The following is a 16,771-nucleotide window of genomic DNA, read 5'->3' as shown; positions in this document are numbered from 1 at the left end:
TTCACAAGTAAGTAGATTTTTCCGAGATGCTCAAGAAAAACCGTCTAAATCTTCACTAAATCCGCCGCTTTCAGCATTGTTTGCCTCACAAAAGAATCGTCGTTAAAGTCCTTCAAAAGGATCGGTTCAAGTGGCTGAGTTTCCTTATCGATCAAAGCTAGCTCCCACCAGCCAACCTGGTGCCATTGCTGCTTTTTGTAGCCAACCTGGTTAAACACGCCGCAAGCCTTAAAGCCCATGCGTTCGTGCAGCCGCTTACTCCCTTCATTTGGCAAAGTGACAACCGCCAGCAAGTTGGTGTAATTTTGAGCTTTTAAAATTGGAATCAACGCCGAATACAAAGCTGTGCCCATGTTCATCCCACGGTATTCGGGCCGAAGATAAACGGTTACTTCGCGATTCCAGCGGTATGAAGCACGCGACCGGTAGGCCGATGCATAAGCGTAGCCCGCAATTTCTCCATCAACCTCGCATACCAGGTACGGACTTTCGGTGAGAATCGACTTCATTCGCTCCCTAAACTCGTCCACAGTTGGCACAATCTCCTCGAAAGTAACAACGGTATCCGTAATAAAAGGGCGGTATATATTGAGGATGGCCTCCGCATCACCGAGCGAGGCCATCCTTATATGTACTTTTTTATTCATCGCCATATTGCATTAAATAGGCTTTGATAAATCCATCGATCTCGCCATCCAGCACAGCCTGCACATTACCAGATTCGTGCGCAGTACGTACATCTTTCACCAATTTGTAGGGTTGAAGGACGTAGGAACGAATTTGCGATCCCCACTCGATCTTCTTCTTCCCGGCTTCTATGGCTTGTACGGTTTCACGTCGTTTTCGAAGTTCCAGCTCGTACAATTGAGATTTCAGCAAACGCAACGCGTTTTCCTTGTTCCCCAGCTGCGAACGGCTTTCAGTATTTTCGATAATGATACCCGTTGGCGCATGTCGCAGACGAACACCAGTCTCTACTTTGTTCACGTTCTGCCCACCGGCACCACCCGAGCGGAAAGTATCCCAGGAGATATCGGCCGGATTAATCTCGATTTCGATGGTATCGTCGACAAGTGGCGCGACGAAAACAGATGTAAATGAGGTCATCCTTTTATTCTGCGCGTTGAACGGCGACAGGCGAACCAGGCGGTGAACACCATTCTCGCTCTTCAGATAACCGTAAGCGTAATCGCCTTCAAACTCGATGGTGCAGTTTTTAACACCAACCTCGTCGCCGGCATTGAATTCGGAAACCTTTACTTTGTAGCCTTCTTTTTCGCCCCAACGCAAATACATGCGCATCAGCATATCGGCCCAGTCATTTGCCTCCGTACCTCCGGCGCCCGCATTGATTCGCAGCACGGCACCAAGTTTATCTTCCTCGTTCCGAAGCATATTCTTGGCTTCAAGCTGTTCAATCAAATCCTGTGTTTCATCAAACTGCGCATTCACCTCTTCTTCCGAGGCTTCGTCGGCTTCGTAAAACTCAAACAAAACCTGGAGATCGTCAAACGATTTATTGACCTGCTCGTACCCTTCCGTCCAAACCTTGATTGACCGGATCACTTTCATTTGCTCCTCGGCTGTCTTCGAATCTGTCCAAAAATCCGGGTCTTGTGTTTTAAGCTCTTCTTCCTGTAGTTGAATTAATTTTGCATCGTAGTCAAAGATGCCTCCTCAGCGCATCCCGGCGCTCAGCAAGCTCTTTTAGCTGCTCCTTTAAAATCATAAATTGTGTAGTTAAATGTGTTGAATGGCAAAATTAGACATTACCATCCGATAATTCAACAAAAACCCCGTCTCGACTAAAAAGAAAAGCGGACCTGCTGTTGGCAAGTCCGCTTTTGAAAATATTTGAGATTATTCAATTACTCTTCAGTTGCTTCTCCCCAAACGACATCCTGGCTGACAACTGATTTTGCTTGCAGATAATCGCTGGAGCTACTTTCAAGCAAAAAGAAATTCAGATCTACCGTGTAAGTTACGCCGTCGGCAGGCGAATATCCATCCAGCCAATTACTTGAGCTAATGTAAGCCGTGGTTGTACTTGACGAAAGCGTACTGCTATAATAAACAGCTTCACCGTCGGTATTCCTTAAGACCACAACTGCATAATCCGCATCGTCATTCTCCTCCCAATTTACTTCGATTCGATTGTCTCCCGTATCAAACACGCACGAGGTAAACGTACCCGGTTCAATTGTTTCACTGGTTATCGCGTCGGTAGCTGTTAAAACATCACCACTAACCGGAACAACGGTGTAAGTGTAGGCCCCAATTTCAGGAAGTGATGCTGAAAAATCTTCGTCGCTCGATTCCTTATAATATTCGTAAGTATTGGCTCCGTACGAGTTGAGCTGCGAAACTTCTCCCGACGGAGATTCGGCGATTACCGAACTCATTGGAACGTTGGCGTAAGCATAGAATCCCAATCCGTGCACCGTAACATCGTTAACTTTCTTTGAAATGATAAAAGTGTCGCAATAGGCCTTTGGCAGCACTTCCTCACTAGCGCACGAAACCACGGCGAACACCGAAACTGCAATAAAAAATGTTGCAAATAATTTCTTCATAGCTTTTTCTATCTCTTTTTTAAATCTCCGATTAACAGATGTGGATTGATTGGAACGGTTGGGGCGGAATCCGGAATTCCCGGGATCCCCTTCTGAAAGTCGCACCAAATCGAACAAACAACTTCCTGACCGCTAAAACCTTCGCAAAAATAGGAAAGTTTCGTGAACAACGTGGTCATTTGCCGTTAATAAAACACAACAGGCATTTCGGGAAATAAAATAAAAGACTATCTTTGCGCCACATTTTTACAAATTGTTTATCAATTAAATTTTAATTCAATGCCAGCAAAAATCAGATTGCAGCGATTTGGTCGCAAACGTTTAGCTTACTATCACATTGTGATAGCTGATAGCAGGGCACCACGAGATGGTCGTTTCATTGAAAGGATTGGATCTTATAATCCGAATACTAATCCTGCTACGATCGATCTTGATTTTGATAAAGCTTTAAACTGGCTTAACAAAGGTGCTCAACCAACTGACACAGTAAGAGCTATTCTTTCTTACAAAGGTGTCTTGTACATGAAACACCTTCTTGGCGGTGTTGCAAAAGGCGCTTTCACTGAAGAAGAAGCAGAAAAACGCTTTAAAGCATGGGTAGCTGATAAAGACTCAAAAATCCAGGCTAAAAAAGATCGCTTATCGAAAGAAGACAGCGATTCTAAATCAGCTCGTTTGGAAGCTGAAGCAAAAATCAACGCTGACAGAGCAGACGCAATCGCTAAGAAAAACGCAGAATTGGCTGCTGAAGCTGAAGCTGCTGTTGCCGAAGCTACTGAAGAGGCTACAGAAGAAGCCCCTGAAGCATCTGCTGAAGGTGAAGAAACTGCTGAGTAAGCATTGGTCGGCACTGTTTTTAAGATTCGAACTTAATACAGAACGGCATAAAAAAAGCGATGGAAATTCCATCGCTTTTTTCGTATCTATACTTTTTTATTCTTCTTCGTCGCTCCCCGAATCAACAATCCAATCCGGATCGTACAAAAAGTCGTTGTAGGGGAATCGGGTGATATGAATCTTGTGAACTTCCTCATACAGCGTTTTGCGGAATTCGTCAACATTTTGCTTTTCGACGGCCGAGATAAACAGCGACGGCGTATTCTTCTTGCCCATCCAACTGTTCTTCCAATCTTCCAGCGAGTAATTCTCTTTGGTCTTTGGGCTCAAATCGTCATCATCTTTATGCACGTAGCTGAAAGCATCTATCTTATTAAAGACATAAATGGTCGGCTTTTCGCGCGTATCGATTTCACTCAAGGTTCCATTCACCGTATCAATCTGCTCTTCAAAACCGGGATGCGAAATATCGACAACATGCACCAACAAATCCGCTTCACGAACCTCATCCAGGGTTGACTTAAACGACTCGACCAGGCCGTGAGGCAATTTCCGAATGAATCCAACGGTATCCGAAAGCAGGAATGGAATGTTGCCGATCACCACTTTTCGAACGGTCGTATCTAAAGTCGCAAACAACTTGTTTTCAGCGAACACTTCCGACTTGGCCATCATGTTCATAATGGTTGATTTGCCAACGTTGGTGTAACCCACCAAGGCCACCCGCACCATCTTTCCACGATTCTTTCGCTGTGTTGCTTTTTGCTTGTCAATCTTCACAAGCTGTTCTTTCAAACGTGCGATCTTGTCCAAAATAATTCGGCGGTCGGTTTCAATCTGTGTTTCACCGGGTCCACGCATACCAATACCACCTCGCTGACGCTCCAAGTGAGTCCACATACGTGTCAATCGTGGCAACATGTACTGGTATTGAGCCAATTCAACCTGCGTTTTCGCGTGCGCGGTTTGTGCACGTTTCGCAAAGATATCGAGAATCAAGTTCGTCCGATCCAGCACCTTACATTCAAGCTCACGCTCGATGTTTCGTAGCTGCGTTGGACTTAATTCATCGTCAAAGATTACACTGTCGATGTCGTGAATCTTAATGTAATTTTGAATTTCTTCCAGCTTACCCGAGCCAACAAAAGTGGCGGGGTTCGGCACATCGAGCCGCTGGAAGAATTGCTTTTTCACAACAGCACCGGCCGTATCGGCCAGAAATTCCAATTCATCCAGGTATTCTTTCGCCTGTTTTTCGTCCTGATACTGGTTAATTAAACCTACCAGAACTGCGGTTTCCTGTTGCGGAGAAGTTTCGATCATTTAAATACTAAAGTTTAGCGCATAAAAAAACCTGGTCTCGAAAAAACGAAACCAGGGTTTTTATTGTAATTCGCTTGTTACTGCAATACAAAACTAATAGGAACCGTATAAGATACTCTTACAGGTTTACCCCTTTGCATACCTGGCTTCCATTTCGGAAGACTGTTCACCACGCGAAGAGCTTCTTTATCCAAAGAGGCATCAACACCACGGGCGATACGGGCTCCACTTACACTACCGTCTTTGTCCACAACGAAGTTCACATATACTTTACCTTGAATACCGTTTTCCTGAGCGATTACAGGATACTTGATAGCGTTAGCAATGAACTTACGAAGTGCCAATTCCCCTCCCGGGAATTCCGGCATGTTTTCTACGATGAAGAATACTTCACTTTCTTCTTCTTCTTCAGCTTCTTGTTGAATAACCGGAGCAACATCAATCACCGTGTTATCATCGGCTTCTGTGTCTTCAATATCCAACTCCTCTTCGATCTCAGTGTCGTCATCAACGATCGTCAACACTTCAACCACTTTTGGTGGTGGTGGTGGTGGCGGTGGTTTTACTTCTTCTTGACGGGTGATCGGAATGATCTCATCTTCAACATCCTGCTGAACTACCGAACCCAACGATGTCGCTTGTTCCACACGTGTAGTCCATTCGAAAGCAAGTAATGTTATACCAAGAGAGATCACAAGTCCGATCTGAACAAAAATATTTCTTTTGTTCTCGAGATCAGCTTTTGGTGATTTCTTCAATTCCATAATTCAGTTTTAGAAGTTTATCCTGTGACAGAACATTTTTACTTTGAGGGGATAAAGATAGAAAATAATCGACAAAACCAAGAGTTCGCCCCTCAAAATATTGTTTCCTTTTCAATTTCATTTTTATTTTCCTGATTTCATTGCAAAACGAAATTAATCGGTACTGTATACATGACACGAACCGGCTTTCCGTTCTGCATTCCGGGCTTCCATTTTGGCATGCTGCTCACCACGCGAAGCGCTTCTTTGTCGAGCAAGTCATTCACCGGACGAACCACCATGGCATCAGCGATACTTCCGTCCTTATTAACAACGAAGCGAACATACACCTTGCCGTAGATACAATTCTCCTGCGCCAGCACCGGGTATTTAAGTGAATTTCCGATAAATGCCATCAACGACTTCATTCCTCCCGGGAACTCAGGCATCTCCTGGGCTACAATCATAATCTCTTCCTCAACCTCCGGAGGCGTGCTGGCCAAAACCGGGTTCACTTCGAAAAGCTCTCCTTCACTAGCTTCCGACGTAAAGTCAGTCATGTCAAGTTCCTCCTGACCTGCTTCCAGGTCAACAACAATTTCGGTGATGGAAACTACTGGTAATTCTTTTTTCTTTTCTTCCGGTCTTGTTATCGGAATAATAATTTCTTCGGGTGGATCCCAGGATACGGTGCCGGTTTCCGGAATAGCGACCGGCTCGGTTTTAACACTGAAGGCCGCTAAAACAAGTCCTAACGCCAGAACCAGACCCACTGAGAAAAACAAGGAACGATTCTTTTCCAAATCGGCTTTTGGAGATTTTTTTGTTTTCATAGCTTAAATATTTAGGTTTTGAACCGGGGTGGTTGTGAAAGCGTTAAAAACAAAAATCAAACCAAAAAAACATCCGCTGTTGGTGTTTTAAAAATATTATTATATTTGCCGTGCAAAAATGATGGGGGATTAGCTCAGTTGGCTAGAGCGTTTGACTGGCAGTCAAAAGGTCATCGGTTCGATTCCGATATTCTCCACTTGAAAACCAAAGAGTTACAGACATAATTTGTAACTCTTTTTATTTTTATACACACAGATGTACACACAGAATTTTAGATGATTATTCGACATAAAACTTAAGTCAGCTAAGGACGCACGTTAGGCTCTAAAACGAACGAAATCGAACCTTAAATGATAGACTGCATCAAATACACGAGAAAAAAGTATATCGCATTGGACTTATTCCTCTTCTTTTTGTTAATCCATCCCTTTTTTTTGAAAGCAATCGAACTGCTTTTTAATCGGTAAAATATTATCGGCACAGACATTTTTTTTCATCGTCACCCCTAAAGCAGAAATGAGGGGGAGATAAGAAACTCGATTTCAACGGGAGACACAAGAAAATATAAGAAGCCATCCTGCACTTGCGGATAGCTTCTTTTTTTTTTGTTTCGTTCACACGGCACACTTAACAGAAAGCGCGCCAGCGAGGGGAATCGTTGTAAAAAAGCTCTATTCAGATATCTTTATCGAAATTCCAGCAACATCTAAACCTTTCTCGCGATACTCTCGATTAAGCTTCTCTAAATCTTGCTTTCGTTGACTAAATGTTCTTAGCAAACCTATTAGATGGTCATTATCCTCATTAAAAAATAAAATGAATACTGAATCGGAAGAAGCAACCGTATAAAGGTGCACATTATCTCCCCGAAATTGTTTTAAGCTTTTCAGAAGATCAGTATATCCCAAGACTCGCTCTTCATGTAGAATATTCTTTTGTACAGCAAACTTGTCGTGATAGTTTTCTTCAACAATACTTCTCGGCAAAGTATCATGATCTTCGAAATATATCTCTTCTCTGTTCATTGCAGTTAAACAATCTGAAACCAATTGAATCGAATCATTTTCAATCAACTGATTCTTTATTTGCTTCAATCTTTCTACTAATTCCATAGCTATTATCATCTATTATTTAAATTTGGATAACCAGGGCCTGTTGGAGCAGTAACCGTCGCTCCTCTAACCACTCCTATTATCAACACTTCTGCCTGATGGAAAAAATCTGGACTCGGCACCATTCTTCAGGAGGAACTCTATAGACCAGAACAACTCCAGGTTTTCCCGATTTATTGGCATAATAGTTCGCAATATTGGGATCGAAGGTCCAAGATGTAAATATACTATAAGTATTTCCCAAATTATGTCTTTTGGGATCTCCATGCCCTCCAATTGGTGTGGCAATTCCTAACAAGGCATTTGGATAATCTGGATGATTTGTAGCAACTCCTCGATACACAATTTTTCCACGTATTTGATCATCTGAATCTCCACTTAATGCCAACAATGGGCTAACTACTGATACCCTCGCAAGAGATTGAGCCATGTATGCCCCATACGACTTCAATAGCTCAAGAACCGCCTGACTCCCTAATAATCCCGGCGAATAAACTCCAACATCAGCACGGCTCACAGCTTTTATATTATTTACTGCGGCAGACACGCTTTTCTCATCTGAAGTTGGAAGATTTGTAAAACCATCATTTGTTGCACCAGCAAAAAGCTGCCCGCTTCCGGTATTGTATCCAGCCCGAACACTCGTACCATTGGGTAAATCCGCCCCTGCAAACGGATACGGAGAACCGCCGGTCATACCAACTCCAACCTGGAAGGAGAATCCAATAAGCCACCTCGTAGTTTTGGGTGGCTTACTGGAAATTACTGTTCATTGCGCTTTTATAAAAGCACCCATTTAGATTCGTAAATTCAATTAATTCACTATAAAATTGAGTGTTACAAATAAAAGAAAACCTAACGCAAAAAATAAAATTGAAATTACCTTTGATACTGTCTTTGAATAGACCTCTGGTCGCGAGTCAATTATTTTTTCTGCCTTTCGGTATATAGTCGCAAAGTTTATAGCTATGATGACACTGCAAATAACAACCATTGGAGTTACCTTCATCCGTGGCAGGTTATTTAAAGAAAGATAATAGCTAACAAAACACACAACATAAAAAGATTGTGTAACACTCATCGAGAAAATCGCAGTAGAAATAGGCTGATCCTCTACTTTTGATTTTTTGTAGAATAAGTAGAAATGGTAAAAAATTGTATTAAATAACTTCATACGTCCAGATTTTATTCGATTTCAATCGCCGATCTCCTAAACTCAAGTGGAATTGTGTAAATAATCCCAATATTATACAAAAAATCTCTTTTCCAATATTGATATGCTGAAGTATTAACAATACTTCTACCACCTTCCCAACCAACATTCCATGCCACCCCATAATATCCTGGCAAGAAAGTAGATAAACCTTGTGAGGTAATCTCGGTTGTCTTTTCAAAGTTTGATAATTGAGGGTCCGAAACGGTATTAAACGCAGTATATGCAGACATGATCCTATTTCCCCATTTTAATACCTTGCCCGTCCTATTCATTAATTTCGCAGAAACTTCCATATTAAACAACGGGGTTCTAACTATGTAAGTTGATGGGGCATAAACGGTATTGCTAAATATATATCTTCCTCGGTTGAGATTAATACTATTAATATTTACAGACGCGGCTGAACTAATCGTAGGCAAAACAACACTTGAAGATGTAATACCACCATTTGAAGCCTCCCACCATTCCTGCCCATAAGTCTGTCTCGTCTGATTTATTGCTTGATTTACAACTTGTACAGCATTACTTCGGTCTACGTTTTCAGAATTAAACACCTCCTGTCCTCGATAACTGCCGTTAAAATTAACATTTCCGGCCATATTAATCGATGTTCCCACACTAAAATCGGGAATTCCGATATCAGACATTTTATTCCGAACCCCTTCGGTGTTATCATTTACCCACTGCATCCCTTCACTAAACCAATGCATCGGGTTAAGCCATTTCCATTTCCATTTATTGCCACTCGGATCAGTAAACTTCAACGGGTTGTTCAAACAATAGCTATACCGGTTAAAGCTTTGGGTGAAACCGGGTGCCTGCACAGCGGGATCAGGGTTCAAAAAGCGGCCAACAACCGGGTCGTACATACGCCCGTTCATGTTGTAAAGCTTAAAATCCTCCAGGTACTCGTGGGCAGTAAAGCCACGATCGGCAAACAAGGTAGGTTCGCTGGTCAGCGTGTAAGTCCAATCGTCCTTATCGCGTCGGCGTCCCCAGGCATCAAAGCTATACTCGGTAATCGTACTACCTGTTTTCAGATGGGTAATCGTACCGAGGTGATCTCGGAAAATATTGTACACCGTCCAAGCTCCTGTACCTGTTCGTTTGGCTACAGCAACCGCCGTATACGCATCGCCACCAATCCAAATGTAGTCATAAGTAGTGCTTCCTATTTTCTCCCGTTCTACGTTGCCGGCGAAGTACCAGCGGGTTTTGGTTTCGGTTCCGTTGTTTTTCAGGACCATCCTGATCCGTTGGTTATTTGCATTATATTCAAAATCAGCCGTTAGGTTGCCTTCGGTTATTTTCTTAACTTTCTCGAAGGAATAATAGTCGATTACCTGATCGGTAGTTGAGATGTTCTGGTAGTTCTCTATCGATGACACTGCGTAAGGAGTTTCATCGTAGGCATAAGTAGTACCGGCATCGCTCTTATTCAGAATATTACCATTTGTGTTATAGCCAATAGTTTGTGCGATTGAACCAGTTACTGTTGTTAACCTATCAAGCCCGCTGGAATCGTATCCAAAAGTCTCAGACAAGCTGTTCACTGTATTAGCTCTGGAATTCAGATTTCCGGTACTTGCATCAAAGTTATAATCGTACTGTTGCACGCCTGTTGCTTTAATTTGCGACAACATATTGTTGGCATCATACCCCCAAGTAGCACTTGTTGAGCCAATGGTAGCCGCTAATTCTCGGCCGTAAACGTCCATTGAGGTCAAACGCCACACCGTTGATCCATTAAATTGGATTAAATAGAGATAGCCATATGTATTATAAAAATATTGTTCGTAGTCAGTAGTACCATTATAATATTTCTTCCAAAGACGGCCTTTGTCATCATAATCATACGTAATTATATTGGTAACGCTCTCTATTGACTCAGTAATGGTTTTTACCCTGCCAGTTTCGTATGTATATGATTGGGACACCGTTGGCCGTCCAGTTTCTGTTATGGTAATATTACTTACAAGTTGATCAGAATTGTAGCTATAGTCAACTTTGCGACCGCCTGAATCTATGTAATAGTCGAGTAAACCATTGGCTAAATAAACGTTAGTTGTTACTTCTCCGTCCGCGTTTGTAGTGGTATGTAACTGACCGGTACCATACCATGTGTTTTGAAGCAAACCGGCACTTGGGTCGTCTATGGTTTTCCGGTTACCATTTTTATCATAGGAAAAACTCGTCACCACCGTATTCAATACCTTCGTCGATTCAAGTGTTCCATTACCAAAATACGAATATGCCACACTCCCGGCCGGGTCTGTACGCTTAGTCACCAATCCTGCAGCATCACTCAAAGTCGTATAGAGCCGTCCATTTACAGTTTCTTTGGTTGTTGCCCCAACATAGCTATATGATGAGGCTGCCCCAAAATATGGAGTTTTCGTTTGGATTCTTCCATACTTATCATACTGAATGCTGGTCCATTTTGAAGGTGTCCCGGTGGATGGTTCGGATATGCTGGTCACGAGTCCTTTGCTATTATACGATCTATCTGCTTTAACAAGATAGCCAGCAAAATTCTTTGTTTCTTTTCGTATTTCCCGTCCAAGCAGGTCGTACCAGGTCTTGCCATACGAGCCGTCGTTGCCATTCTGTTCAATGTAATAACTTGCGTAGGTCGGTCCGTCTGAAACATCGAGACTGTAAGAATAATTTGTGACAATACCGTTCGATGGCTCGACGAAACTTAGCTTGTCTGCATTATTGTAACAGTATGATTTCGAGTTTCCATATGGGTCCATTTCCAATTTCACCAAGCCGGTGGCTGGGAAGTAGGTAAAAGATGTCTTTCTCCCCAAAGGATCTACGATAGAATCAAGTTCAATTCCGTTTTGGGCATCAAAAATATATTCAGTCGTCTTTGTTGTTAAATTCGCTGTTGATATTTTCTCTTTAGTAATATTACCGAAAACATCATAATCGCGATCCAGCTCCCAAGCAGATTCATCCCCGGAATTGTATGAATCGACATCAGGAAGATTATTTGTTGAAAAGTAAGACCTGGCAAGAGTTGTTATTTGGGTGTCTGCTCCCCGGACTGACGTTGTTGTGATATTTGTAGGACGACCAATCAACCAATTTGATTCAAGGTCATTGTCATAGGAGTATTCTGTTTCAACATAATTTCCAGACCCGTACCCCTTCGTATTTTCAGTTAATACGAGGTACTTCGACGTACTATTGGGCTTTTCATACAAACACGATTCCGAGGTCGAAAGTCCGGTTAGATTATCCACGAAGACAGAAGAAGAAATGTACGGAAAACATCTATTATTTCCTAAATCTACAACATCCCAAACATAGGTAGTGTAGTTGATCGGGTCATCATCCTCACCATAATATAGATAGCATTTATCAATCGTCGGAAGGAAAAAATTGGAATCGAATTGGAAGTAGTTCTCCGTTCTCATACCAGTCGCCGAATCCGTAATTGTAGTGGCGGAAAAACCGAGAAAGCCTTTTCCCTGAGAATGCATTTTAGCGGCAAAATACCTGTAATATTTGACATTGGTTCCCCCAACTCCATTCGAAATCTCAACCTGCCTGACTAGTGGAATCCCTGAACGATAATCATATATAGGATAAGTGGTTGAAGAACTCCATGACGAACTATATACGCTTTGATCAGTCATTGGCTTATAGGTTATCCGCGACTCGATTCCTGTCCCATCAATGATCGTTGTCAGAAAATTCTCAGGAATTACACTTTCAAAAGAGAAACATTGTTCACTCCCCGGTTTTGAATAAAGAAAATCATCACGTCCGTTACCGTCATAGTCCCCAACGGCATAATATAAGGGAACAGACTGGCTGACCTCAGCCATGTCGAAAGAGACCGGCGATGTATATTCGGTCCATGAATATTCATAACCATTCCCAAGGTTTAGTCCCACAAATATCTTTTTGCTGTTATTCCAGAAAATCAGGTCTGTCTTTCCATCTCCATTGATGTCACATGACTCACAGCGGGTAACGGTTCGAGTCATATTAATACTTGAGGGTAGCCCAGAAACTAACTTTCCCTTAAGCCCATTTTTTGTATAGTATATGTAGGTCCAGCCAGGACTTGAATCTCTGCTTGAAAGAATCAAATCTGTCAGTCCGTCCCCGTTAAAATCCCCGACACATATATTGTCTTCGTTTGTTATGTCATTACCAGAATCTGTTAAAATGGGTTTTCCATCCTCTCCTTTGAATTGATATATAGAATAGCCGGTGTCGCTAACAACAAGTATGTCGGTACAACCATCTCCGTCAAAGTCTATATTGTAATAGTCGAACTCATTAGCATCTCCCTCTACAGCTATACCAGTCGCAGACTTAATGCTGGGAGGAACTACTTGTTCTCCCAGATAACTGTACAGAAAGTACGAGCCTGCCGCGCTGGTATAATATAGAATCTCCTTGATCCCATCGCCGTTGAAGTCTACAACTTTATGTTGGTCATAGTTTCCTTCGATACTCCAATACGATGTACCGGAAGGCATTGCAAAACTGGTTCCGCTAGATAAGTAGGGATAGACAACGTACTCATCCACCTCATATCTAATTAATAGTAAATCAGATTTGCCATCAGCGTTTAAATCGGTAATATAGCATTCTGTAAAGTTGTCATATATATTCATCTGCCAACCATACTGGAGTGTGCCGCTCGCTGTCCCCAAATAAACAGTTAATACAGGATTTAAAGACGTGTCATCAAGGGTAGGTAGGGTTACAATATCGGTTCTTCCGTCACCATTAATGTCTCCCTGAAAGATTCGCTTCTTTGTTGAGTTGGAATAAATACTTGAGATTTCCATCTGCGAACTGCCCGCCGAATAACTAAAAACAATAGGATTAAGTTGAACATTGGAAGAACTGTATTTATCAACTCTTTCCAGAATCGGCATATTGGCAGTATTAGTATAAGAACAGGTGTAGCGCCTATAACGAACTCCATTTCTGAGAACTTCAATTTGATCCAGAAGGACAGTTCTGTCAATTGGAGTATTTGCCCGTATAAAACGATATGTCTTTCCCCTACTTTTATAACTGAAGTAGATTTTAAATGAGCAATCTGATCCAGCATTGGTATTACCACCATACTCTATTTTTTTTATGGGTAGTTCTTGCTCCGTTGTAAAATATTCGAACGAAATGTAATTCCCTTGCCTATCAGTTATTTTACTCAATTTCCAAACCATAATACTGCTTCCATCAAGCATTAATCGACTGTCTGATGTTGCTCCATATTCATATATTAACCCCTCTTTGGAATAAGCAATAAAAGACTGAGGACCAATACCCGAACTACCAACAGCTTCAACTAATAAAGAATTGTCGATTTCTGGTTGATAACTACTCCCCGAAGTACCAAAGTCACCATCCGTCAGTATCAATCTGCCTCCATCTAACTCGTACTTATATTGAAGATAGTTATTTGAAAAGGCTGTAATTCCGTCATGATAGTAATCTGGAGCTATAAGGCTTATCTCTGATAAACCTCCGATGTTCCATCCGATACCAGCTAAGCCATCTGATAAAGAACCCGAATAATTTAGATTAATATCTGGCTGTATTCCATTCAACCCTTTGGGAGCCTCGATAGGGACAGTGTAACTGGCTGCACCATTTATCGATAAATTTCCACAAAAGGCTGATAAAGGCAAACTGGTATCAATACCATAGGTATCAGGGTCGATGGGAGTCGAGTTATATGTTACGCTCCCCGAAATATCTGGCAAATCCGGTGCTTGCAGAATTTCAGCAATCATAGTTCCTCCATCAGGACTGTAAGAATATCCTGTAGAAAATTGGATACTATTGGTTGCCTGGTGGACTTGAACTCCACTTTCCGAACTGCTCAGAACAACATTGGCAGATTGAGCACCGCAGAAAAGGTAGGTCACCAGGAATATTATTGAAGTGAGGTATAGCTGTTTCATATTCGATTTATACAATTTTATTCCTTGATAATTTTCCACTCTCTCTTTTCATCGTTAGATTTAATTATCAGAAAATACAATCCGGAAGGATAAGCAGATAGATCAAATTGGCTAGTATTTTCTTTCAGGGATTGGTTTATTAACAAGCGTCCATTCGAATCATAAATCCCGACGACCATGTTAATACCATTGAGTTCTGCTATATCGATGCGAAGTATTCCTTTTGTCGGATTAGGGTAAATGAGAATTGCTTGATTCTCTAACTGATCTTCAATTACAATTTCTTCTTCCTGTTTTTCGGAATTGATCGTAGCACTTTTATTTAAAGTGATGGTTCTAAGTTCACGATTACCGGAGCCATCATACTCAAAATAAATTTTGCTTTGAGCACTTACTTCATTTGTTCCCGCAAAGATTACGAGGCCCAATATGGACACACTTAATATCAGGTGTTTCATATCTCTATAATTACAGATTAATATCTAAATTTGGATTGCTATGTAATTAAGGCTTTGAGGTCGAATTGAATTATTTAGCTGAAATTAAGGCTGACAATTTGGTGGCGAGATCTTCTACTTGAGCTTTTAATAAGTCTATTTCTTCTTGCTGTTGATCGATTGTTTCCTGCTGTTCTTGAACGCCTTCTATTATTACCGGGATTAATTGGGTATAGCAAACGAACTTGTTACCATCTTCATCTTCCGAAACAACATTCGGAAATACTTTTTCCACGTCTTGAGCTAAGAATCCATAGTATTGCTTTTGCGACGAATCAAATTTATTCTCTTCAGCTTTACCATACTTTTCTTTGTCATTTCCGATGTAATTGTATTTCTTGGCTTTAAGTGTTATTAGCAGAGACAGGCTGTTTTGAATATCAGTGATATTCTTTTTTGATCGCTCATCACTTATCGTGTAAGCGTTGCCATTTCCATCGAGATACCATTTTTCAACCATTCCTGCGTCAGAATCATACATTCTCAATAACCGGTCACGATCACCCGGGCTATATATTGCAACAATATCTCCGTCACAATAGAAACCGGAGCTTTCCGACCTGTCTTGTTCGAACAAGAATCCAGGAATCGTCGATGCTGTATTAAAATCAAAACCACTTGCATCGCCAGTAGTTATTGTTTGAGAGACATGCACTGTACCATACGTGTTTACTTCCAGCGAACCATCTGTTACCACTTTTATTTGGGCATAAAGGCTCGCAAAAAACAAACATGGCAGTACTGTTAAAATAAGCTTTTTCATAATTCTTTAAGATTTTGGGGTATTATTTACTATTTAGAAAATGCGATCTCATAATACTTTGAAAACATAAACGTCGCCATTAAATCAACTAGAACTATTGTGAAAATCAGTCATAAGAACCGAGAACCTTTTGCACTGAAATTAACACGAATCTTTTGCGGTATTCCAGTTCTATTCTAGTTGAGATTGACACATCAGTTTCCGTTATTTCCTACTAAACATCGCTTTATACCTCCGTATTCCATGATGTAACCCCTTACTGCAGTTGACAAATATCAATGCTTAATTTAATTATATTTTAATCGAATTCATTGATATAAAACAGGTTATCAAAACCCACCCAAAAAGAATTCACTTATGAGCCCGAATCTGAATCCCATATTAATAATCGATAAATCGTAGGTGAAAAAAAATTTGAATAAATTTTTTTTGAGGGGGAGTGAAAATTCCACTAACGGATCAATATTATTCCAGTGTGCACGACTTCATCCATTGAACTCTTAATCTCCCAATCATATCTAGATTGTATTTTCAGATAAAAATTATAAACTAACTAAAGCAACAAAAGCTAAATTAGCAGCACGGCGTTTCGAAAAAGAAAGACCAAGCCTAGTGCTCTTTCCTCCTTACTTGTTTGGCAAATACCAAGTATTAAGTTTTATTCGGGGAAGAACAGTTTTGCTTTTTCAGCCGTCCAGCTTGCAAAGACTTTTCTTCTTTTTGAAGATTGGATGATTGACTATCATTCCTGGAGAATATGTTATTGCTCCGTTTTGGTGCTATGACAATACTGTTGTCGACGGTTTTAAGACGACTTTTACTCCAATTTTATAATTCATAATACTATTAACCCGCTCTAATAGCCGCCCCCTTATTTAAGTCATTTGGATTAAACTTAAACTAGCAATGCGCTTATTTAAGTTTTTGAGCA

The 16,771-nt window shown here is 41.1% G+C and carries 12 protein-coding genes and 1 tRNA gene; 2 read left to right on the top strand and 11 right to left on the bottom strand.

Annotation, left to right across the window (positions count from 1 at the left end):
• Positions 1 to 44: 44 nt before the first annotated feature.
• The 3 genes from BC643_RS15000 to BC643_RS14990 form a co-directional block, all read right to left on the bottom strand.
• A complete protein-coding gene (locus BC643_RS15000) occupies positions 45 to 647 on the bottom strand; it encodes a GNAT family N-acetyltransferase (RefSeq protein ID WP_170154570.1) in 603 nt (200 codons plus the stop codon).
• Positions 640 to 1,729 (bottom strand): peptide chain release factor 2 gene (gene prfB / locus BC643_RS14995; RefSeq protein WP_394340510.1). Its coding sequence is split into 2 segments (ribosomal slippage): positions 640 to 1,674 and positions 1,676 to 1,729, totalling 1,089 coding nucleotides; the frame shifts between segments, so codons are not numbered across the junction. Before prfB ends, BC643_RS15000 begins: the two co-directional genes overlap by 8 nt.
• 139 nt (positions 1,730 to 1,868) lie before the next feature.
• Positions 1,869 to 2,573, bottom strand: coding sequence for a hypothetical protein (locus BC643_RS14990; protein ID WP_120273851.1), 705 nt, complete (start codon positions 2,571 to 2,573; stop codon positions 1,869 to 1,871).
• Positions 2,574 to 2,852: 279 nt separating this feature from the next.
• On the opposite strand from BC643_RS14990, the gene BC643_RS14980 reads away from it, so the two are divergent.
• Positions 2,853 to 3,410, top strand: coding sequence for a 30S ribosomal protein S16 (locus BC643_RS14980; RefSeq protein ID WP_120273849.1), 558 nt, complete (start codon positions 2,853 to 2,855; stop codon positions 3,408 to 3,410).
• Positions 3,411 to 3,506: 96 nt separating this feature from the next.
• Here the strand turns inward: BC643_RS14980 and hflX are convergent, their stop codons facing one another.
• The 3 genes from hflX to BC643_RS14965 form a co-directional block, all read right to left on the bottom strand.
• A complete protein-coding gene (gene hflX / locus BC643_RS14975) occupies positions 3,507 to 4,733 on the bottom strand; it encodes a GTPase HflX (RefSeq protein ID WP_120273848.1) in 1,227 nt (408 codons plus the stop codon).
• A 77-nt stretch (positions 4,734 to 4,810) separates the two neighbouring features.
• Positions 4,811 to 5,497, bottom strand: a complete 687-nt coding sequence (locus BC643_RS14970) for an energy transducer TonB (protein ID WP_120273847.1) — start codon at positions 5,495 to 5,497, stop codon at positions 4,811 to 4,813.
• Positions 5,498 to 5,634: 137 nt separating this feature from the next.
• The gene (locus BC643_RS14965; protein ID WP_120273846.1) at positions 5,635 to 6,309 is read right to left on the bottom strand and encodes an energy transducer TonB; all 675 of its coding nucleotides are present in this window, start codon (positions 6,307 to 6,309) and stop codon (positions 5,635 to 5,637) included.
• A gap of 123 nt (positions 6,310 to 6,432) precedes the next feature.
• On the opposite strand from BC643_RS14965, the gene BC643_RS14960 reads away from it, so the two are divergent.
• A tRNA-Ala gene (locus BC643_RS14960) sits at positions 6,433 to 6,506 on the top strand.
• Positions 6,507 to 6,981: 475 nt separating this feature from the next.
• Here BC643_RS14960 and BC643_RS14955 read toward each other — a convergent pair.
• From BC643_RS14955 to BC643_RS14930, 5 genes are all read right to left on the bottom strand, one after another.
• On the bottom strand, positions 6,982 to 7,422 hold the full coding sequence (locus BC643_RS14955; RefSeq protein ID WP_147377238.1) for a hypothetical protein: 441 nt from the start codon (positions 7,420 to 7,422) through the stop codon (positions 6,982 to 6,984).
• Between the two features lie 82 nt (positions 7,423 to 7,504).
• Positions 7,505 to 8,119: a hypothetical protein gene (locus BC643_RS14950; RefSeq protein ID WP_120273844.1), complete on the bottom strand. Its 615-nt coding sequence runs from the start codon at positions 8,117 to 8,119 to the stop codon at positions 7,505 to 7,507.
• A 488-nt stretch (positions 8,120 to 8,607) separates the two neighbouring features.
• Entirely contained in the window at positions 8,608 to 14,580 is a 5,973-nt protein-coding gene (locus BC643_RS14940) for an FG-GAP-like repeat-containing protein (RefSeq protein ID WP_147377237.1), read from the bottom strand.
• Between the two features lie 17 nt (positions 14,581 to 14,597).
• Positions 14,598 to 15,038 (bottom strand): T9SS type A sorting domain-containing protein, encoded by a 441-nt coding sequence (locus BC643_RS14935; RefSeq protein WP_120273841.1) that lies wholly within the window; start codon positions 15,036 to 15,038, stop codon positions 14,598 to 14,600.
• Between the two features lie 70 nt (positions 15,039 to 15,108).
• Complete coding sequence (locus BC643_RS14930) at positions 15,109 to 15,840, bottom strand: tail fiber domain-containing protein (protein ID WP_120273840.1); 732 nt, start codon at positions 15,838 to 15,840, stop codon at positions 15,109 to 15,111.
• Positions 15,841 to 16,771: the final 931 nt, after the last annotated feature.

This window comes from Mangrovibacterium diazotrophicum (genome assembly GCF_003610535.1).
GTDB lineage: Bacteria > Bacteroidota > Bacteroidia > Bacteroidales > Prolixibacteraceae > Mangrovibacterium > Mangrovibacterium diazotrophicum.
Note: the sequence above shows the minus strand (reverse complement) of the source record. Positions and strands in the feature narration are given on the sequence as shown.